General features: G+C 68.8%; 19 protein-coding genes. 9 read left to right on the top strand and 10 right to left on the bottom strand.

What is annotated here, in order from left to right:
- Positions 1–41 precede the first annotated feature (41 nt).
- The 5 genes from mreC to ACOHX0_RS15950 are packed head-to-tail and all read left to right on the top strand — an operon-like array spanning position 42 to position 5,557.
- A complete protein-coding gene (mreC, locus tag ACOHX0_RS15970) occupies positions 42–989 on the top strand; it encodes a rod shape-determining protein MreC (RefSeq protein WP_420678096.1) in 948 nt (315 codons plus the stop codon).
- Complete coding sequence (locus ACOHX0_RS15965) at positions 982–1,518, top strand: rod shape-determining protein MreD (protein ID WP_420678094.1); 537 nt, start codon at positions 982–984, stop codon at positions 1,516–1,518. Before mreC ends, ACOHX0_RS15965 begins: the two co-directional genes overlap by 8 nt.
- Complete coding sequence (gene mrdA, locus ACOHX0_RS15960) at positions 1,518–3,467, top strand: penicillin-binding protein 2 (protein WP_420678093.1); 1,950 nt, start codon at positions 1,518–1,520, stop codon at positions 3,465–3,467. The genes ACOHX0_RS15965 and mrdA overlap by 1 nt, the downstream gene beginning before the upstream one ends.
- Positions 3,464–4,615, top strand: a complete 1,152-nt coding sequence (gene rodA / locus ACOHX0_RS15955; RefSeq protein WP_420678090.1) for a rod shape-determining protein RodA — start codon at positions 3,464–3,466, stop codon at positions 4,613–4,615. Before mrdA ends, rodA begins: the two co-directional genes overlap by 4 nt.
- A gap of 9 nt (positions 4,616–4,624) precedes the next feature.
- Entirely contained in the window at positions 4,625–5,557 is a 933-nt protein-coding gene (locus ACOHX0_RS15950; protein ID WP_420678088.1) for a 2-hydroxyacid dehydrogenase, read from the top strand.
- 137 nt (positions 5,558–5,694) lie between these two features.
- Here the strand turns inward: ACOHX0_RS15950 and ACOHX0_RS15945 are convergent, their stop codons facing one another.
- The 6 genes from ACOHX0_RS15945 to ACOHX0_RS15920 all read right to left on the bottom strand — a co-directional run bounded on the left by ACOHX0_RS15945 (position 5,695) and on the right by ACOHX0_RS15920 (position 12,451).
- Positions 5,695–7,710: a M3 family metallopeptidase gene (locus ACOHX0_RS15945; RefSeq protein WP_420678086.1), complete on the bottom strand. Its 2,016-nt coding sequence runs from the start codon at positions 7,708–7,710 to the stop codon at positions 5,695–5,697.
- A 68-nt stretch (positions 7,711–7,778) separates the two neighbouring features.
- Entirely contained in the window at positions 7,779–8,834 is a 1,056-nt protein-coding gene (locus ACOHX0_RS15940) for a HesA/MoeB/ThiF family protein (RefSeq protein WP_420678085.1), read from the bottom strand.
- The gene (gene dut, locus ACOHX0_RS15935) at positions 8,834–9,289 is read right to left on the bottom strand and encodes a dUTP diphosphatase (RefSeq protein ID WP_420678083.1); all 456 of its coding nucleotides are present in this window, start codon (positions 9,287–9,289) and stop codon (positions 8,834–8,836) included. Before dut ends, ACOHX0_RS15940 begins: the two co-directional genes overlap by 1 nt.
- 37 nt (positions 9,290–9,326) lie before the next feature.
- Positions 9,327–10,523, bottom strand: a complete 1,197-nt coding sequence (gene coaBC / locus ACOHX0_RS15930) for a bifunctional phosphopantothenoylcysteine decarboxylase/phosphopantothenate--cysteine ligase CoaBC (protein ID WP_420678082.1) — start codon at positions 10,521–10,523, stop codon at positions 9,327–9,329.
- Between the two features lie 183 nt (positions 10,524–10,706).
- Positions 10,707–11,576 carry a ChaN family lipoprotein gene (locus tag ACOHX0_RS15925; RefSeq protein WP_420678080.1) on the bottom strand — a complete coding sequence of 290 codons (870 nt, stop codon included), beginning with the start codon at positions 11,574–11,576 and terminating at the stop codon, positions 10,707–10,709.
- Entirely contained in the window at positions 11,573–12,451 is an 879-nt protein-coding gene (locus ACOHX0_RS15920; protein WP_420678079.1) for an RNA polymerase factor sigma-32, read from the bottom strand. The genes ACOHX0_RS15925 and ACOHX0_RS15920 overlap by 4 nt, the downstream gene beginning before the upstream one ends.
- Before the next feature lie 283 nt (positions 12,452–12,734).
- Between ACOHX0_RS15920 and cobU the strand changes: the two genes are divergently transcribed.
- From cobU to ACOHX0_RS15900, 4 genes are all read left to right on the top strand, one after another.
- A complete protein-coding gene (cobU, locus tag ACOHX0_RS15915; RefSeq protein WP_420678078.1) occupies positions 12,735–13,256 on the top strand; it encodes a bifunctional adenosylcobinamide kinase/adenosylcobinamide-phosphate guanylyltransferase in 522 nt (173 codons plus the stop codon).
- Complete coding sequence (locus ACOHX0_RS15910) at positions 13,253–13,843, top strand: histidine phosphatase family protein (protein WP_420678076.1); 591 nt, start codon at positions 13,253–13,255, stop codon at positions 13,841–13,843. Before cobU ends, ACOHX0_RS15910 begins: the two co-directional genes overlap by 4 nt.
- A 58-nt stretch (positions 13,844–13,901) precedes the next feature.
- The gene (locus tag ACOHX0_RS15905; RefSeq protein WP_420678075.1) at positions 13,902–14,597 is read left to right on the top strand and encodes a glutathione S-transferase; all 696 of its coding nucleotides are present in this window, start codon (positions 13,902–13,904) and stop codon (positions 14,595–14,597) included.
- A 131-nt stretch (positions 14,598–14,728) separates the two neighbouring features.
- Positions 14,729–16,240 carry a YifB family Mg chelatase-like AAA ATPase gene (locus ACOHX0_RS15900; RefSeq protein WP_420678073.1) on the top strand — a complete coding sequence of 504 codons (1,512 nt, stop codon included), beginning with the start codon at positions 14,729–14,731 and terminating at the stop codon, positions 16,238–16,240.
- Between the two features lie 14 nt (positions 16,241–16,254).
- Here ACOHX0_RS15900 and ACOHX0_RS15895 read toward each other — a convergent pair whose 3' ends face one another.
- From ACOHX0_RS15895 to rsmI, 4 genes are all read right to left on the bottom strand, one after another.
- Positions 16,255–17,166, bottom strand: a complete 912-nt coding sequence (locus ACOHX0_RS15895) for an alpha/beta hydrolase fold domain-containing protein (protein ID WP_420678072.1) — start codon at positions 17,164–17,166, stop codon at positions 16,255–16,257.
- Positions 17,166–18,101, bottom strand: coding sequence for a glutathione synthase (gshB, locus tag ACOHX0_RS15890; RefSeq protein WP_420678071.1), 936 nt, complete (start codon positions 18,099–18,101; stop codon positions 17,166–17,168). Before gshB ends, ACOHX0_RS15895 begins: the two co-directional genes overlap by 1 nt.
- 100 nt (positions 18,102–18,201) lie before the next feature.
- Complete coding sequence (locus tag ACOHX0_RS15885) at positions 18,202–18,573, bottom strand: YraN family protein (RefSeq protein WP_420678069.1); 372 nt, start codon at positions 18,571–18,573, stop codon at positions 18,202–18,204.
- Between the two features lie 6 nt (positions 18,574–18,579).
- Entirely contained in the window at positions 18,580–19,440 is an 861-nt protein-coding gene (rsmI, locus tag ACOHX0_RS15880; RefSeq protein ID WP_420678068.1) for a 16S rRNA (cytidine(1402)-2'-O)-methyltransferase, read from the bottom strand.
- Positions 19,441–19,515: the final 75 nt, after the last annotated feature.

The following is a 19,515-nucleotide window of genomic DNA, read 5'->3' as shown; positions in this document are numbered from 1 at the left end:
GACGGCCGCGCGCCGCTCCGCAGCCGGCCGGAAGGAGTCCCGTGGCAAAAGACCGCTCTCAGCGCGACGATTACACCGCTCCGCTGCGGCGCCTGCTGCTGGCGGTGCTGTGCCTGTGCCTGGCCGCGGTCTTCATCGTCTGGCGCATCGACAGCCCGCGGATGGAGCGGTTCCGGGCGCAGGTCGCGGACCGGGTGGTGCCCAACATGGACTGGGCGATGGTGCCGGTCACCGCCACCATCAACCTGTGGCGTGACTTCCAGAGCTATCAGCGCCTGGCCGAGCAGAACCGCGAGCTGCGCAGCGAGCTGCGCCAGATGCGGGCATGGAAGGAGGCGGCGCTGCAGCTCGAGCAGGAAAACGCCCGGCTGCTGGATCTCAACAACGTGCGGCTGGACCCGCAGCTCACCTATATCACCGGCGTGGTGATGGCCGACAGCGGCTCGCCGTTCCGCCAATCGGTGCTGCTGAATGTCGGCGCCCGCGACGGCGTGCATGACGGCTGGGCCGCGATGGACGGGATCGGCCTGGTGGGGCGCATTTCCGGCACCGGGCGCGACACCGCCCGGGTGATCCTGCTGACCGATGCCGCAAGTGCGGTGCCTGCCACCATCCAGCCCTCCGGCCAGACCGCGCTGGTCACCGGCGACAACAGCGCCGGACCTGTGCTGAGCTTCCTGGAGAACCCCGACCTGGTGCGCCCCGGCGACCGGGTGGTGACCTCGGGCGACGGCTCGGTGTTTCCAGCGGGGCTGCTGATCGGCCAGGTCGCCAAGGACCGCTCCGGCCGGATGCGGGTGCGGCTCTCGGCGGACTACGGCCGGCTCGAATACCTGCGCGTGCTGCGCCACCACGGCACCGAGGTGATCGAGGATCCCGGCGCGCTGGTTGGCCCCGCCCCGGGCGATCCGGTGCCGCAGGCCCGGCCCGAAAGCCTGGGCGCGGAAACGGATGCGGACAGCGGGGAGGAGGCCGCTACCAATGGCTAACCCCGCCCCCGCCAGGATCTGGGCCATGCGCGCCGCCTTCCCAGGCCTGGCGCTGGTGATCCTCTTCTTCCACCTCCTTCCGCTGGACACCGAGCCGCGCCGCTGGGCGCCGCCGGACTTCCTGCTGGCGCTGGCGATGGCCTGGTCGCTGCGGCGGCCCGACTACGTGCCTGCGCTGTCGATTGCGCTGGTGATGCTTCTGGCCGATCTTCTGTTTCAGCGCCCGCCCGGGCTGCTGGCGCTGCTTGCGGTGCTGGGCTGCGAGCTGCTGAAGGCGCGCGCCGCACCGCAGCGGGAAGCAACCTTTGCCGGCGAATGGCTGGCAGTGGCGCTAGTGCTCATTGGCATCGCCACGCTGGAGCGGCTGACGCTCGCCCTGTTCGGCGTGCCGCGCGCGCCGGTGAGCCTCTCGGTGATCCAGACGGTGATGACCATCCTCGCCTACCCGGCCGTGGTCTGGTTCAGCCAAAGCTTGATGGGCGTGCGCAAGCTCTCGCCCGCCGAAGCCGAAACCCTGGGAGGCCGCTGATGCGCCGCAGCCCCAAGGATACCGACGCCTCGCACCGCAAGATGTCCCGCCGCGCCCTGCTCCTGGGCGGCTTGCAGCTGGGCTTTGCCGGCGGGCTGGCGGCGCGGATGCGCTATCTGCAGGTCGATCAGGCCGATGAATTCCGCCTGCTGGCCGAGGAAAACCGTATTAACATCCGGCTGCTGCCCCCCGCGCGGGGCGAGATCTTCGACCGCAACGGCCGGATTATCGCCCAGAACTCGCCCTCCTACAGGATCACCGTGGTGCCGGAAGACGCAGGCGACGTGGAGGAGGTGATCGCCCGGCTCACCAAGCTCCTGCCGCTCGACCCGGAGGACCTGGAGCGCGCCCGCGCCGAAATGCGGCGCTCGCCGCCCTTCCTGCCGATAACGCTGGCCGACCGGATCGGCTGGCAGGACATCTCGAAGGTCGCGGTGAACGCCCCCGCCCTGCCCGGCATCACGCCGGAGGTGGGCCTGACCCGGGTCTATCCGCAGCTGGAGGACTTCGCTCATGTGGTCGGCTACGTGGGCCCGGTCTCCGACTATGACCTGTCGAAGCTGGAAGACCCCGAGCCGATCCTGCGCATCCCGCGCTTCCAGATCGGCAAGGTCGGCTTCGAGGCCCGGCGCGAGGACGTGCTGCGCGGCAAGGCGGGCGCCAAGCGGGTGGAGGTCAACGCCACCGGCCGGGTGATGCGCGAGCTGGACCGGCAGGAGGGGGTGGCGGGCGCCGACATGCAGCTGACCATCGACGCGGGCCTGCAAGCCTATGTGCAGGCGCGGCTTGGCAATGAAAGCGCTGCCGCTGTGGTGATCGACTGCGAAAAGGGCGACGTGCGCGCGATCTGCTCTTCGCCCAGCTTCGACCCCAACCTGTTTGTGCGCGGCATCTCGGTCGCCGACTACCGGATGCTGACCGGGGACCCCTACCGGCCGCTTGCCAACAAGACTGTGCAGGGCACCTACCCGCCCGGCTCAACCTTCAAGATGATCACCGCGCTTGCGGCGCTGGAGGCCGGGCTGATCGGGCCGGAGGAAACCGTCTGGTGCCCCGGCCATCTTGAGGTCTCCGGCCGCCGCTTCCACTGCTGGAAACGCGCAGGCCACGGCCATGTCGATCTCAACACCTCGCTGAAACGCTCCTGCGATGTCTATTATTACGATGTCGCCATCAAGGTCGGCATCGACAAGATCACCGAAATGGCCAACCGCTTCGGCCTCGGCGTGCGCCACGACCTGCCGATGTCTGCGGTGGCGCAGGGGCTGGCCCCGACCAAGGAGTGGAAGCGGCGCTCCTATGGCCAGGACTGGCTGGTCGGCGACACCGTGAACGTGTCGATCGGCCAGGGCTACATGCTGGCCTCGCCCCTGCAGCTGGCGGTGATGTCGGCCCGCATCGCCACCGGCCGCAGCGTGACGCCGCGGCTGTTGAAGTCGATCGACGGAGTGGAGCAGCCGGACGGCGCTGGCGAGCCGCTGGGCATCAGCGAGAACAACCTGCGCATGGTGCGCCGGGGCATGCATTCGGTCAGCAACGACCGCCGCGGCACCGCCTACCGCTCCCGCATCATCGCCGATGACATGCGCATGGCGGGCAAGACCGGCACCAGCCAGGTCCGCAACATCACCGCCGCCGAACGCGCGGCGGGCGTGATCCGCAACGAAGACCTGCCCTGGGAGCGCCGCGACCACGCGTTGTTTGTCTGCTTTGCCCCCTACGACAACCCGAAATACGCGGTTGCGGTGGTGGTCGAGCACGGCGGCGGCGGCTCCACCGCGGCGGCCCCGGTGGCGCGCGACGTGCTGTTGCAGGCGCTTTACGACGGCACCCCGCCGCTGGAAGCCTACCCCAAGGCCGACCGCAGCCGCATCAAGGCGCAGCAGGAACGGCTGGAGCGCGAGCGCGAGGAGCGCCGCCCGGCAGACAGCGCGAGGTCCAAGGCATGAGCTATCTCGCCTATCACGCACAGTCGACGCCCACCGGACTGCGCAAGATCCTCTACCTGAACTGGGGGCTGACGCTGCTTCTGGTGACCGTCGCGGGCGTCGGCTTCCTGATGCTGTACTCGGTGGCCGGCGGTTCGTTCTCCCCCTGGGTGGAGCCGCAGGTGAAACGCTTTGCCGTGGGCATGGCGGGCATGCTCCTGGTGGCGCTGATCCCGATCTGGTTCTGGCGCAATATCTCGGCGGCGGCCTATCTGGTCTCGCTGCTGCTGCTGGTCGCGGTGGAGCTGTTCGGCACCGTCGGCATGGGCGCGCAGCGCTGGATCGATCTTGGCTTCATGCGGCTGCAACCATCCGAGATGACCAAGATCACACTGGTGATGCTGCTCGCCGCCTATTACGACTGGCTGCCGTCGGAGCGCACCTCCCGGCCGCTCTGGGTGCTGATCCCGGTGGGGCTGATCCTGCTGCCCACTGCGCTGGTGCTGAAACAGCCCGACCTCGGCACCTCGATCCTGCTGATGGCAGCCGGCGGCGGGGTGATGTTCCTGGCCGGCGTGCACTGGGCCTATTTCGCCGCAGTGATCGCGGCCGGCGCAGGCCTGGTCACCGCCGTGTTCCAAAGCCGCGGCACCGAGTGGCAATTGCTGAAGGACTACCAGTTCCGCCGCATCGACACTTTCCTCGACCCCTCGCAGGACCCGCTGGGCGCAGGCTACCACATTACCCAGTCGAAGATCGCGCTCGGCTCCGGCGGCTGGTCGGGCCGGGGCTTCATGCAAGGGACGCAGTCGCGGCTGAACTTCCTGCCGGAGAAACACACCGACTTCATCTTCACCACCCTGGCCGAGGAGTTCGGCTTCATCGGCGGCTTCACCCTTCTGGGGCTCTACATGCTGATCATCGCCTTCTGCATCGCCACCGCGATAGCCACCAAGGACCGTTTCTCGTCGCTGGTGACCATGGGTATCGCAATCACCTTCTTTTTGTTCTTCGCGGTGAACATGTCGATGGTGATGGGGCTGGCGCCGGTGGTGGGGGTGCCGCTGCCGATGGTCTCCTACGGCGGCTCGGCGATGCTGGTGCTGCTCGGCGCCTTCGGCCTGGTGCAAAGCGCCCAAATCCACCGCCCCCGGCAAGCCGCACGCTAAGGAGCCCCGATGACCGTCAATGTACTTTTTGCGGGCCGTCCCGAGGCCTGGCCCGCCTACCAGCCGCTGCTCAAGGCGGAGCTGGACCGGCACGGCGTGGACGCGCAGCTGAGCGGCAGCTATGCCCCGCAGGACGTGGACTACATCGTCTACGCGCCGGATGGTCCGGTTAGCGATTTCACCGCCTTCACCCGGCTGAAGGCGGTGCTCAGCCTCTGGGCCGGGGTGGAGCGCATCGCCCCCAACAGGACCCTCACCGTGCCATTGACGCGGATGGCTGACAGCGGGCTGCAGGAGGGCATGACCGAATGGGTCGCAGGCCATGTGCTGCGCTACCATCTGGGAATGGATGCCCACATCCACGGGCTGAACGGGCGCTGGCACCGCCGCGTGCCGCCGCTGGCGCGCAACCGCAAGGTGACCGTGCTGGGCCTCGGCGCGCTGGGGTCCGCCGCCGCCCGCACGCTGGCCGGTCTGGGCTTCAACGTCACCGGCTGGAGCCGCAGCCCCAAGGACATCGAGGGCATTACCTGCCATAACGGATCCGAGGGTCTGAAGGCCGCGCTTTCGGAAGCAGAAATTCTTGTCCTCCTGCTGGCCGATACGCCGGAGACGGAAAACACCCTCAACGCCAAAACCCTCGCCTGGCTGCCGCGCGGCGCGCGCATCCTCAATCCGGGCCGCGGCCCGTTGATCGATGACGCGGCGCTGCTCAGGGCACTGGACAGCGGCGAGATCGGCCACGCCACGCTCGACGTCTTCCGTATGGAACCGCTGCCCGCCTCGCACCCCTATTGGCAACACCCGCAGGTGACCGTGACCCCGCACATCGCCTCGGAGACCCGGGATAGCACAGCCGCCGAACTCATCGCCGAAAACATCCGCCGCAGCGAGGCGGGCGAGCCGCTTCTGCATCTGGTGGACCGCCAGCGCGGCTACTGAGGCGGGGGGCTTGCCCCCCTGCGCCTTGCGGCGCATTTTCCCCAGGGTATTTCCGGCCAGAAAGTGGCGCAGGCGCCCGCTGCCACTTTCTGGCCGGAAATACCCCCGCCGGAGGCAGCGCCCGGCAGGGCGCTTTCTCAGCTTGGCACCAAACCGCGGCCCGTCAGCAAGGCGTCGACTCCGGGCAGGCGGCCGCGGAAGGCGGTGTAGAGTTCGGCCGGATCGCGCGAGCCGCCCGCTGACAGGATATGCTCCTCCAGCGCGGCGGCGCGCTCGGCGTCGAAGGGGCCGCCCGCTTCCTTGAAGGCGGCAAAGGCATCCGCGTCCATCACCTCAGACCACATGTAGCTGTAGTACCCCGAGGAATAGCCGTCTCCCGAGAACACATGCGCGAAATGCGGCGTCGCATGGCGCATGGTGATGGCATGCGGCAGGCCGATCCCCTCCAGCACCCGGGCCTGCTCCGCCATCGGATCGGCGGGCGCCGGGCCGTCGTGGAACGCGAGATCCACCAGCGCCGAGGCCACGTATTCCACGGTCTGGAACCCCATGTCGAAATTGGCCGCCCCCAGCACCTTCTGCAGCAGGTCTTCCGGCATCGGCGTGCCGGTCTCCGCATGGGTGGCGAACTCCTGCAGCACCTCCGGCACCTCCAGCCAGTGTTCGTAAAGCTGGCTCGGCAGTTCCACGAAATCGCGCGCCACCGAGGTGCCCGAGATGCTGTCATAGGTCACGTCCGACAGCATCTGATGCAGCGCGTGGCCGAATTCGTGGAACAGCGTGCCGGCATCGTCCCAGGACAGGAGCGCCGGGTCGCCCTTGGCGAAGTTGCAGACGTTGATCACCACAGGTGTCTGCCGCTCGGGGTGTTTCGCCTGGCTGCGCATCGCCGAGCACCAGGCACCGGAGCGTTTGGAGCCGCGGGCAAAATAGTCGCCGATGAAAACCGCAAGATGTTCGCCGTCGCGGGTCACCTCCCAGGCCCGGCAGTCCGGGTGGTAGAGCGGGATGTCCAGCGGCTTGAACGACAGCCCGAAGAGGCGCGTGGCGCAGGCGAAGGCGGCCTCGATCATCCGGTCGAGCTGCAGGTAGGGTTTCAGTTCCGCCTCATCGAGATCATGCTCGGCCTTGCGCCGCTTGGCCGCGTAGTAGCGCCAGTCCCAGGGCTCGAGATCGCCGTTGATGCCATCGGCGTGCATCATCTCTGTCAGCACCGCGGCATCTGCTTCGGCACGCGCCTTCGCCGGCCCCCAGACCTCCATCAGGAGGCTGCGCACCGCCTCGGGCGTTTTGGCCATTTCGGTTTCCAGCTTGTAGGCCGCAAAGCTGTCATATCCGAGCAGCCTGGCGCGCTCCTCGCGCAGCTGCAGGATCTCGGCAGCGATGCCGCGGTTGTCTGTCTCGCCGCCGCCGGCGCCGCGCGCAGCCCAGGCGGTGAAGGCTTTCTCGCGCAGGTCGCGGCGCGGCGAGAACTGCAGGAAGGGCACGATCAGCGAGCGCGACAGCGTGATGACCGGGCCACCGGCGCCCTTCTCTTCGCCTGCCGCGCGGGCCGAACGGACAATAAAATCCGGCAGCCCTTCGAGGTCCGCTTCGGCAAGCGGCAGAATCCGCTCCCGCTCATCCGCCAGCAGGTTCTGGGTGAACTGGGTGCCAAGTGCCGCAAGCCTGCCCTTGATCTCCTGCATGCGGACGTCCTCTGCCCCTTCCAGCGCCGCGCCGCCGCGCACGAAGCCGCGGTGGGTCAGCATCAGCACGCGCTGCTGCTCGTCCGTCAGCTCCAGGCTGTCGCGCTGCTCCCAGACCGCCTTCACCCGCGCATAAAGCGCCTTGTTCGCGGTGATGGCGGAGAAATGCGCCGCCAGCCGCGGCGAGAATTCCCGCTGCAGCTCCTGCCGCTTGGGATTGCTGTCGGCGCCCGCCACGGTGAAGAAGACCGAGAGCACCTGCTCCAGCTCGCGGCAGGGCGTTTCCAGCGCGCCGATCACATTTGCGAAGTCCGGCGGTGCGGGGTCGCTGGCGATGGCCGCGACCTGCGCATTGTGGGCCGTCAGCGCGGCATCCAGCGCCGGGGCAAAGTCCTTGTCGGAAATCTCCGCGAAGGGCGCGATCCCGAAGGGCGTGACCCATTGGGACAGAAGCGGGTTGGTCATGCTCGAAGCCTCCTTTGCGGGCAGGCTATGCGGGCAGGCCAGCGGCGTCCAGAGGCTGCGACGAACCTCTAGGACGCGCCCAATCCGCCGCAGACCGGGCAATCCGCCCGCGGCTTCAACGCGATGCGGCGGGTTTCGCCGTAAAGCGCGTCATAGATCAGCATCGCCCCGCGCAGAGGTACCCCGGCGCCAGTGATCTGCTTTACCGCCTCAACCGCCATCATCGACCCCATGACGCCCGGCAGGGGGCCGATCACGCCTGCCTCGGCGCAGCTGGGTGCGAGGCCGGGGGCGGGCGCCTCGGGGAAGATGCACTGGTAGCAGGGGCCGCCCGCGTCCGGGTGGAACAGCGAAAGCTGCCCCTCCCATTGCGACAGCGCGCCCGATATCAGGGGCTTGCCCAGTTTCACCGCGGCTCGGTTGGCGAGGTAGCGGGCGGCGAAGTTGTCGGTCCCATCGAGGATCAGATCATACTCGGCAAACAGCTCCTCCGCGATCTCTTCGCTCAGGCGGCGGTGATAGGGGCGCACGGTGACGTAGGGGTTCTGTGCCAGCATCGCGGCCTGGGCAGAAAACACCTTTGGCATGCCGATATCGGTATCCCGGTGGATCACCTGACGCTGCAGGTTGGCGTTTTCCACAATATCGAAGTCGATCACCCCGATAGTGCCGGTACCGGCCGCGGCGAGGTATTGCAGCGCGGGTGCGCCCAACCCGCCGGCGCCGATCACCAGCACCTTCGCTGCTTTCAGCTTCTTTTGCCCTGCGCCCCCCACCTCGCGCAGCACGATGTGGCGGGCATAGCGGTCCAGCTCGGTCTCGGAAAACGCCACCTGGCCGGCCTGAACGGCAGCCTCCGCTTCGCCCGCCTGCGCGCGCGCCTTCAGCCCGGCGACAACACGGCCGTACAGCGCTGCAAGAGCGCCAAAGCCTGCGAGCATCAGCCAGGGCGCCGGGGAGCCGCCGGTGGCCTCACGCAGCGGGCTGCCCGCGGGCAGGGTCAGCTGCACGGCAATCACCGCGGCGAACAGAAGCCCAAGCAGCGCCAGCCGCAAGGGCGTCTCCAGCCCGGCCAGGCGGCCGCCCCACCAGATCAGCCCGGCAATGCCCAGAACCGCCAGCATCAGCCGGTCCCGGTCGAACCGAAGCCACCGCGGCCGCGGGTGGTCTCGCTCAGGCCTTCGGCCAGCTCGAAACAAGCCTGCAGCACCGGTGCCACCACCATTTGCGCGATGCGGGCGCCGTGGGTGATTGAGAAGCTCTCCTGCCCCGCGTTCATCAGGATCACTCCGAGCGGCCCGCGGTAATCGCTGTCGATGGTGCCGGGGGTGTTGGGCAGGGTCAGCCCGTGTTTCAGAGCCAATCCAGAGCGCGGCCGGATCTGCACCTCGTAACCTTGCGGAATCTCGATCCTCAGGCCGGTGGGCACCAGCGCCCGCGCGCCGGGTGCCAAGCGGATCTCGCCGCGGTCCGGCAGATTGGCGCGCAGATCAGCGCCCGCAGCGCCCGCGGTCTCGTAGGACGGCAGCGGCACGCCGGTATCGGCGCCTTCGTCGTGGATCAGCCTTATGGTCACCATGACCGCCCCCTCGTCATCTTGCCGAAAATACTCACTTTCACCCGGCCAGCGCCGCCGCGATCCGCTCTGCCAGCTGGCGTGCGACCGCATCCTTGCCCATGCGCGGCCAGGCTTCCGGGCCCTGGTCCGAAATCAGCGTCACCGCGTTTTCGCTGCCGCCCATGATGCCGGTCGCGGGCGAGACATCATTGGCGACTATCCAGTCGCAGCCCTTGCGCAGCCGCTTGGCGGCGGCGTTTTCGACCACGTCGTTGGTCTCCGCAGCGAAACCGACCACCAGCGGCGGCCGCCCGGTCTCCATTTGCGACACCGTCTTCAGGATGTCGGGATTCTCGGCAAATTCCAGCGCGGGCAGGCCGTCCTTCGATTTCTTCAGCTTGCGGTCCGAGGCGCCCGCCACCCGCCAGTCCGCCACTGCCGCGGCAAAGACGCCGGCATCGGCAGGCAGCGCCGCCTCAACCGCGGCCGCCATTTCGCGCGCGGTTTCCACCGCCACCACCTGCACGCCCTCGGGGGGGCCGACCGCTGCCGGGCCCGTGATGAACACCACTTCCGCACCCAGGTCGCGCAGAGCACGGGCCACCGCCGCCCCCTGCGCACCCGAAGAGCGGTTGGCGATGTAGCGTACCGGGTCGATCGGTTCATGCGTCGGGCCGGAGGTGACGAGGATGCGCTTGCCGTGCAGCGGGCCTTCCGCGAACCGGGCCGCGATGGCCGCGACGATCTCATCGGGCTCCGCCATGCGGCCGGGGCCGTATTCGCCGCAGGCCATGCTGCCCTCGTTCGGGCCCACGGTGGCAACGCCATCCGCCTTCAGCGTGGCGAGGTTGCGCCGGGTGGCCGGGTGGTCCCACATGCGAACATTCATTGCAGGCGCCAGCAGCACCGGCGTGTCGGTCGCGAGCAGAAGGGTCGAGGCGAGGTCGTTGGCGTGGCCCTGCGCCATCTTCGCCATCAAATCGGCGGTGGCGGGTGCCACCACCAGGAGGCCGGCGCTGCGCGACAGCTGGATATGGCCCATCTCGGCTTCGGCAGTAAGGTCGAAGAGATCGCGGTGCACCGCCGCTCCCGCCAGCGCCGCAACCGACAGCGGGGTCACGAACTCCTCGCCCGCGCGGGTCAGCACCGGCGTCACCCGCGCGCCCTGGTCTTGCAGGCGGCGGATCAGCTCCAGCGATTTATAGGCCGCGATGCCGCCGCCGATGATCAGAAGAATATGTTTGCCAGCCAGCATCTGCGCGCCCCTGCCGTTGCACCGGCGCCGACTGTACCGTGCAGGGCCGCAAGAGGAAACGCCTTTTCCCCGTTCCCCCGCCCTGCCCGGCGCCCGCACCTGCGGAGCGCTCCCGCCCCCGCAGGCCCTCTCGGGCCTTGGCGGCGGTGGGCCGGGCGCCTTGCTGCGCAAGGCGGGGGCGTGTCACCGGAAGGCCGTGCAAGGATCGGACCGGGGTGCGGCGGGAGCGTCCAGCACCACGTCGAACCGGCCGTCGAGCCGGCCCGCTTCGGACTGCCCCAGGCTGAGGACCGTGGCCCCGGGGTTCAGCCGCGCCAGATAGACGGCGATGCCGCGGTCGCTCCGGGCATGGCCGTTGCCGGTGATCACCGCCACAGGGCCGCCGGTCTCTGCCAGGGCCCGCGCCGCCTCGGACGCCAGCCGGGCGTCGCGCAGGCGCTGGATCTCCACCATACCGGGCAGCATCTCTGCCGGCAGCGCGCCGCAATGAGCCGCCATCTGCTCCGCCTCGCGCGCTGCCTGTTCGGCTGGCGGCAGCGCCGCCAGCAGGCCCAGACCAGCGGCGTCCTCAGGGCCGAAATACCCCGCCGCCCCCCGCTCAAGCGCCGCCCGCGCCGCGGTGCGCGGCAGGAGCGCGCCGTAGTGGCGCGCGTCACCGGCGGCGGCGAAGACCGGCGCGTAGAGCGCAAAGTCCGGCCAGCCGGAAGCAGCCCAGTCCAGGCGGCGGGCCAGCGCGGCCGCATCCTGTATCAGGTCCGGCGTCAACCCGGCGGCCTGGGCGGGCGAGAGCATTTCCCAGACCACCGCCCGCGGCCTCAAGGCACGCAGCAGCGCCGCCTGGTTCAGATGATGCTGCGGATTGTCATGCACCTCGCCCAGAAGAACCGCATCGGCCGCCGAGAGCCGTGCGGCGGCTTGCTTCAGGTCTGCCGCCTCTGCCGTCCCTGCCGCCTCTTCCGCAACCACTCCGGACGCGGCCGGCCCAAACGCAACAAGCGCCGCCAGAACGGCGGCGCCCGTGAGAGCCTTCAGTGCCTGCAACGGGGCGGTCATGAAAGCAGTCTTTGCACCTCGCGCGACTGGCTTTCAAGGCATTTGCGCATCTTCTGGAAGGCCCCCGCCTCCAGCTGCCGCACCCGCTCCTTGGAGAGGCCCAGTTCGGTGCCGAGGCTTTCCAGCGTGCGCGGCCGCTCGCGCAGCTTGCGTTCGGTGATGATGAAGCGCTCGCGGTCATTCAGCGACTGCAGCGCCGACACCAGCCATTTGCGCAGCTGGCGGCGGTCGTGGCGGGCCTGCACCAGCTCGTCCGCCTGGGAGCTTTCGTCTTCCAGCGCATCGATCCACTCGCGGCCGTCCTCGTCGGAGGATTGCACCGCGTTGAGCGAGAAGTCCGCGCCCGAGAGCCGCCCCTCCATCATCTCGACGTCGCGCAGCGGCACGCCGATTTCGCTGGCGATCTTCTGGTGCAGCTGGTGCTGGTCCAGCCGCTCGCCCGAGGCGCGCGCCGCGCGTTCCAGCTGGGCCTGCACGCGGCGCATGTTGAAGAACAGCGATTTCTGCGAGGAGGTCGAGCCGGTGCGCACCATCGACCAGTTGCGCATCACGTAGTCCTGGATCGAGGCCTTGATCCACCACACCGCATAGGTGGAGAACCGCACGCCGCGGTCCGGGTCGAACTTGTCGGCGGCCTTCATCAGCCCCAGCCCCGCCTCCTGGATCAGGTCATTCATCGGCGCGCCGTAGCGCTTGAACTTGGCGGCCATGGAGATTGCCAGCCGCATGTAGGCGTTGATCAGGCGGTGCAGCGATTCCACATCGCGGTCGTCGCGCCAGGCATAGGCCAGGCGCAACTCGGTTTCGGCATCCAAAAGCTCGGCCTTCATCGCCTGTTTCGGCAACGGGTTTTCTGTCGCGTGATCAAGTGGCATGTTTCTCCCCCCGGAAACTGTTTAACAAACTACGTCCTGAGGCAGCGCTTGGATTACATTGGGCCCGGTACACCCATGTTCTGCAGCTGGCGCGGCGGACCTTGCCCCAAGCTGGCGGGGCACACATCCACGGGCCAAAAATATCTCGTGAAAATGATCTTTGGCCCTTTTACAGACCTCCCCGGCTTGACGAGTGGAACCCCGGGGGTGCTGCGGTCTCTTGTCTTAACCGGGCCCCGCGGTTACCCACAGGAACGGCTTCAGTACTTCAAGGGTAATAAAATTGCCGCTAAATGTCACATTTATTCTGGGCGGGGCCGCATCGGGAAAATCGGCCTATGCCGAGAGCCTTTGCGCAAGCAGCGGAAAAGACAGGGTTTATTGGGCAACTTCACAAGTCCTTGATGGTGAAATGGCGGCAAAAGTGTCACGCCACGTGAAACAAAGAGGCCCCGGGTGGACCACTGTTGAAGAGCCGCAGGATGCAGGCCGCGTTCTGGGCGCACTTGCGCCCGGCCAGATCTGCCTGATGGACTGCGCCACCATGTGGCTGACCAGCCACTTGCTGGCGGGCAACGGCCTTGCCGCAGCCCAGGAAGCGCTGCTCTCTGCAATTGAAGGTTGCGCCTCGGAGCTGGTGATCGTCTCTAACGAAACCGGGCTGGGCATCGTGCCGGAGAACCGGCTGGCGCGGCAGTTCCGCGAGGCGCAGGGCCGGCTCAACATCGCGCTGGCGGCACAGGCGGACCGTGTGGTGCAGGTGACCGCCGGGCTGCCGCTGGTGCTGAAGGGGCCGCCCGCATGAGCCGCGCGGAGACCCGGCTGTTCCTGGTGCGGCACGGGCCCACCCATGCCAAGGGCATGGTGGGCTGGACCGATCTCGCCGCCGACCTCTCGGATACCGCCGCGCTGCAGCGGCTGTCGGAGTATCTGCCCCCGGAGGCGCTGGTGGTGGCCTCGGACCTGCGCCGCGCGGGTGATACCGCCGCTGCGCTTGCGGGCGGCCGCCGCCGCCTGCCGGATCTGCATGGGCTGCGGGAGATCCATTTCGGCGCCTGGGAGATGCGCAGCTGGCAGGAGGTGGATGCCGAGGACCCGGCCCGCATCCGCGCCTATTGGGATGAGCCCGGCGACAGCACCCCGCCTGGCGGCGAAAGCTGGCATCAGACCTGCGCCCGGGTGAACGCTGCGGTGGACGGGCTCTTGGCCGCCCATGCCGGGCATGACCTGATCGTGGTTGGCCATTTCGGCCAGATCCTGACCCAGATCCAGCGCGCCGCGGGCCTCACGGCCTTGCAGGCATTTGGCCACAAGATCGACAACCTCTCGGTCACGGAGCTTGCCTCCGGCCCCGCGGGCTGGCGCTGCGGGCGGATCAATCACCGTCCGTGAGCCTCTGCATCACAAACATTCCGTTCTGAAAACCCCGCCGCCGCGCTAGCGTCACGGCATGACATATGACCTTTATATCGGCGATCGCATGTTCTCCAGCTGGTCCCTGCGCGGCTGGCTCATGCTCGAAAAATTCTCCCTGCCCCACCGGGTTCACATGGTGGGGCTTTACTCCGGCACGATGGCGCGGGACTTGGCGCATTTGGCGCCGGCCCGGCTGGTGCCCGCGCTGCGCACGCCCGAGGGCACGGTGGTGGGCGAAAGCCTCGCCATTGCCGAAACCCTGGCCGAGCGCCACCCGGAGGCCGGGCTCTGGCCTGCGGACCCTGCCGCCCGCGCAACCGCGCGCTGGCTGGCGGCGGAGATGGCGGCGGGTTTCGGTGCCCTGCGCAGCGCTTGCCCGATGCAGCTCGCGCATGTCTACGAGGGCTTTGACCCCGCCCCGGCGGTGCGCGGCGATCTTGCCCGGGTCGAGACGTTGTTTGCCCATGCCCGGGCCGTCTCGGGCGCTGCGGAGGGCTGGCTGTTCGGCGCCTATTCGCTGGCCGATGTCTTCTACACCCCGGTGGCGGCGCGGATTATCGGCTATGGGCTGCCGGTCTCTGACGCAACCCTTGCTTACTGCCGCGCGCTGCTGTCCGACCCGGCGGTCTTGCGGTGGCAGGCGCTGGCGCAGGAGGTGGAATATGACCCCGAGCCCTACAAGCTCGACCTGCCGCGCCGGCCTTGGTCTCTGAAGGCGACACTGGATTGAGACCGGGACGCCCGGGCCAAGCGGCAAGACTGCGTGAATTCGCGCGCTGCCGCCCGGCGCGTTAACCTTTCGGAAACCACGACTGCCGAGCATGGCTGCCCAGAACAAGGGAACAGGGAACCTGGGGAGCCATGATTTCACGCGCCTACACCGTTGCCTTCCAAGGGGTCGAGGCCCGGCTTGTCGAGGTGCAATGCGCGGTGGCCCCGGGCCTCCCCGCTTTCTCCGTCGTCGGCCTGCCTGACAAAGCGGTGAGCGAGGCGCGCGAGCGGGTGCGCGCAGCCTTTGCCGCCATGTCCATCGCCCTGCCCTCGCGCCGCATCACGGTGAACCTCTCGCCTGCCGACCTGCCCAAGGAGGGCAGCCACTTCGACCTGCCGATCGCCCTGGCACTGCTCGCCGCGATCGGCATCGTGCCGCCGGAAACCGCGGCGGAGACCATCGCGCTGGGGGAGCTGTCGCTTGATGGCACGCTGATGCCGGTGACCGGCGCGCTGCCTGCGGCGGTGACGGCGGCGGAAACGGACCGGATGCTCCTTTGCCCCAAAGCCTCCGGCGCGGAAGCTGCCTGGGTCGGCGCTGCGCGGGTCACGGGTGCTGCCTCCCTCACCGAGGCGGTGCAGCATTTCACCGGCCAGCGCCTGATCGAACCCGCCCGGCCGGGCGAGGTCACGTTGCCGGGCGGCGGCAAGGATCTGCGCGACGTGAAGGGCCAGGAACGGGCCAAGCGCGCGCTGGAGATCGCTGCCGCCGGGCGGCACCACTTCCTGATGACCGGCCCGCCGGGCTCGGGCAAGTCGATGCTGGCGGCGCGGCTGCCTTCGATCCTGCCGCCCCTCAGTGCGGCGGAGGCGCTGGAGACCTCGATGATCCATTCGCTCTGCGGGCTGATCGGCGACGGCGGCATCAGCCGCGCCCGCCCCTTCCGGGAGCCGCATCACACGGCCTCGATGGCGGCGATTGCGGGCGGCGGGAGGCGGGCGCAGCCGGGCGAGATCAGTCTCGCGCACAATGGCGTCCTGTTCCTCGACGAACTGCCGGAGTTCGCCCGCCCGGTGCTGGAGACGCTGCGCCAGCCGCTGGAGACCGGCGAAGTGATGGTGGCGCGGGCCAACGCGCATGTGAAATACCCCAGCCGCTTCATGCTGGCGGCGGCGGCAAACCCCTGCAAATGCGGCCACCTGGCCGATGCCTCGCGCGCCTGCGCCCGGGCGCCGCAATGCGGCGCGGACTACCTCGGCCGCCTGTCGGGGCCGCTGCTGGACCGCTTTGATTTGCGTATCGACGTGCCGCCTGTGAGCTTTGCCAGTCTCGACTTGCCGCCCGCCGCTGAAGGTTCAGCCGAGGTCGCCCAGCGCGTCGCCATCGCGCGGGAAATCCAGGCCGCGCGCTTCCGCGATCACCCCGGGCTGCGCCAGAACGCCGATGCCGAGGGCGCGCTCCTGGAAGAGGTGGCCGCGCCCTGCGGTGAGGGCCGCGACCTGCTGTTGCGCGCCGCCGAGCGCTTTGGACTGACCGCACGCGGTTATCACCGGGTCTTGCGGGTAGCGCGCACCATTGCAGACCTGGCGGCCTGTGAAAGGGTGGAACGTGCCCACATTGGCGAGGCGCTGAGCTTCCGGCTGCCCGCGTCAGGGCCGTAAGCCCGGCCGGAACTTCAGCGTGGCTTGGGAGGGCCGGGCGGCGCGCGCAGGAAGGCGCCTGCCTCGGACAGGGCAGCGCGGCCCTCGGGCAGATTGTCGGCCATGAACTGCCAGACATGCGGCACATCACGCCACAGGCTCAGCTTCACACGCCCGCCCGCCTGCCGCAGCCGGGCGGCGATGCGCTCCGCATCGGACAGGAGCACTTCGGTATCGCCCGCCTGGATCAGCACCGGTGGCGGGTCAGGGTAGCGGGCAAACAGCGGCGAGGCACGCGGGTCTTCCGGGGCGGCGCCATCGAGGTAGAGCGCGATCACCTCCCGCATCCGCGCCGCCGGGATCAGCACGTCGCGGGCGCGGTTTTTCTTTATGCTGGCCCCGCTCAGCGTGAGGTCGCACCAGGGGGAGAACACCGCCACAGCCCCAGGCCGCTCGCCGCGGCGCAAGAGCGCCGACAGAAGCGCCAGCGCCAGCCCGCCGCCCGCGCTGTCCCCCGCCAGCAGGATGCGCTCCGCCGGATATCCGCGCGCGCGCAGATACTGCCAGGCCGCAAGCGCATCCTCGAAGGCGGCCGGAAACGGCGCCTCCTGCAACAGGCGGTAATCCGGCGCGGCCACGACAGTCTCTGCCGCCCGTGACAGCCGCGACAGCAGGCCGATGTAGGAGCGCGCGCTGCCCGCGAGGAAGGCGCCGCCATGCAGGTAAAGGATCACCTCCCGCCGCCGCGTGCGCCCGGCGCTGACAAAGGACATGGGCACCGGCGCATTGGAGCGCTGGAGCAGCATCGTATGCGGCAGCGGCGGGCAGAAGACCGGCGCCAGGCACTCGAAACAGCAGCGCGCCAGCCCCGGGCTGCGGACCAGCCGCAATACCGGCTTCATTCCATAGCGGAAATAGCCGTTGAGCACCCGGCGCTGCCAGCTCATCAGCCGGTCTTGGCTTCGATCGCCTGCCAGATCTTCGCCGCGATGTTTGCGCCGTCGAAGCGTTCCAGTTCCTGGATGCCGGTGGGCGAGGTCACGTTGATTTCCGTGAGGTAGTCGCCGATCACGTCGATGCCGACAAAGATCTGCCCCTTTTCGCGCAGGAGCGGGCCGATGGCGGCGCAGATCTCGCGGTCGCGCGCGCTCAGGCCGATCTTCTCCGGGCGGCCGCCCACATGCATGTTGGAGCGGGTCTCGCCCTCGGCCGGGACGCGGTTGATCGCGCCCACCGGCTCGCCATCGACCAGGATGATGCGCTTGTCGCCTTGGCTCACCGCCGGCAGGAATTTCTGCACGATCAGGGGTTCGCGGCTGAACCCGGTGAACAGCTCGTGCAGCGCGGTGAGGTTGCGGTCGCCCGCATCGAGCCGGAACACGCCCGCGCCGCCGTTGCCGTAGAGCGGCTTCAGGATGATGTCGCCGTGCTTTTCCTTGAACGCCTTGATGGTCGCGAGGTCGCGCGCCACCGCGGTGGGCGGGGTCAGCCCGGGGAAGTCCAGCACCAGAAGCTTTTCGGGGTAGTTGCGAACCCAAAACGGGTCGTTCACCACCAGCGCCTTGCCCTTCAGCCGGTCCAGCAGGTGGGTCGAGGTGATGTAGTGCATGTCGAACGGCGGGTCCTGGCGCAGCCAGACCACGTCGAAATCCGCCAGGTCCACCTCGCGCTCGGGGCCGAGCTCGGCCGGGGCGCCAGCCACCCGCTGCACCCTCATGTCGTGGCCGCGGGCGGTGATGCGGCCTTCCTGATAGGCCAGATGGTCGGGGCCGTAGTAGAACAGCTCATGGCCGCGCGCCTGGGCTTCCTCGGCCAGGCGGAAGCTGCTGTCCGCGTTGATGTCCACGCCCATGACCGGGTCCATCTGAAAAGCGATTTTCATGGCAATATCCCTTGTAAGGTAGCAAATACATGGCCCAGCCTCCGCCCGGGTTCAATGCCCCATGACAGCGGCGCGGCACACGGGCGCGGCTCAGGCCCTGTCAATCGTGGCCAAAGGCATTTTCGATGATCTCCACCCGGCCCTGCCCGTCCACCAGCGCCACGTCAAAGCGCAGCGGGGTAAGCTGGCCGAGCGGTTCGTTTTCCAGGTACTGACCGGCACTGGCATAGATGCGGGCCGCCTGCTGCGGCGTGATCCGCAGGGCCGCGGAGCCTGCGGTGGAATGCTTGACCTCGGCAAAGACCAGCTCTTCCGGGCCGCGCAGGATCAGGTCGATCTCGCCGCCCGGGCCGCGCCAGCGCCGTTCCGCGACCTGGTAGCCGCGGCGCTCGTAGTGGCGCGCGGCGATCTCCTCGGCGGCGGCGCCTGCCAGATGCGCGCGGCGACCGCGCCGGCTGCGGGGCGCCGCCATGCGCCCCTAGCCTTCGTCCTTGGCCAGCTGCAACGCCAGCTGGTAGACCTTGCGCCGCGGCAGCCCGTGGGTCTCTGCCACGATGGCGGCGGCATCTTTCACGGAATTGGCGCCAAGCGCGGCGCGCAGATCGGCCTCGATATCGCCGTCGCTCGCCTCCGCCGCGGCCGCGCGGTCGACCAGCAGCACGATCTCTCCCTTCACAGGCGCCGTCTCCAGCCCGGTGGCGAGCTCTTCCAGCGGCGCGCGGCGCACCTCCTCGAACTTCTTGGTCAGCTCGCGCGCCAGCGCCGCCGGGCGGTTGCCCAGGACCGCCGCCATATCCGCAACCGAGGCCGCCACGCGCTTGGGGGATTCGTAGAAGACGAGCGTGCCCGGCACCTCCCGCAGCTCCTCAAGCCGCTTGCGGCGCGCGCCGGCGGCATTCGGCAGGAAGCCCGCAAAGAAGAAGGCATCGGTGGGCAGCCCCGCAAGCGTCAGCGCCGTCACCGCGGCGGTTGCACCGGGCGCGGCAGTGACCAGATGGCCCGCTTCGGACGCCGCGCGGCTGAGCCCGTAGCCCGGGTCGGCGATCAGCGGCATCCCGGCTTCGGAGGCATAGGCCAGCGATTTGCCTTCGGCCAGCGCCGCCATCAGCTTGGCGCGGGCGCCTTCGCCGCTGTGGTCGTGATAGGCGATGATGCGGCGGCCGCCCAAGGGCACGCCGTGGATCTCCATCAGCTTGCGCAGGGAGCGGGTATCCTCCGCCGCCAGCACCTCGGCCGAGGCCAGAACGTCCAGCGCGCGCAGGGTGATGTCGCGGGCGGTGCCGATCGGGGTGGCGACGAAGTAAAGGCCCGGGGCCAAATTGACATTCTTGAAATTCAACGCTGGACCCGCCTTTGTCGTTGTCTATTATCGGCTTCAAACCCACACGGCGCCGCGGCGCCGGGAGAACGGAGT

Origin of the sequence: Cribrihabitans pelagius (genome assembly GCF_048820915.1) — a bacterium.
Lineage (GTDB): Bacteria > Pseudomonadota > Alphaproteobacteria > Rhodobacterales > Rhodobacteraceae > Cribrihabitans_A > Cribrihabitans_A pelagius.
Note: the sequence above shows the minus strand (reverse complement) of the source record. Positions and strands in the feature narration are given on the sequence as shown.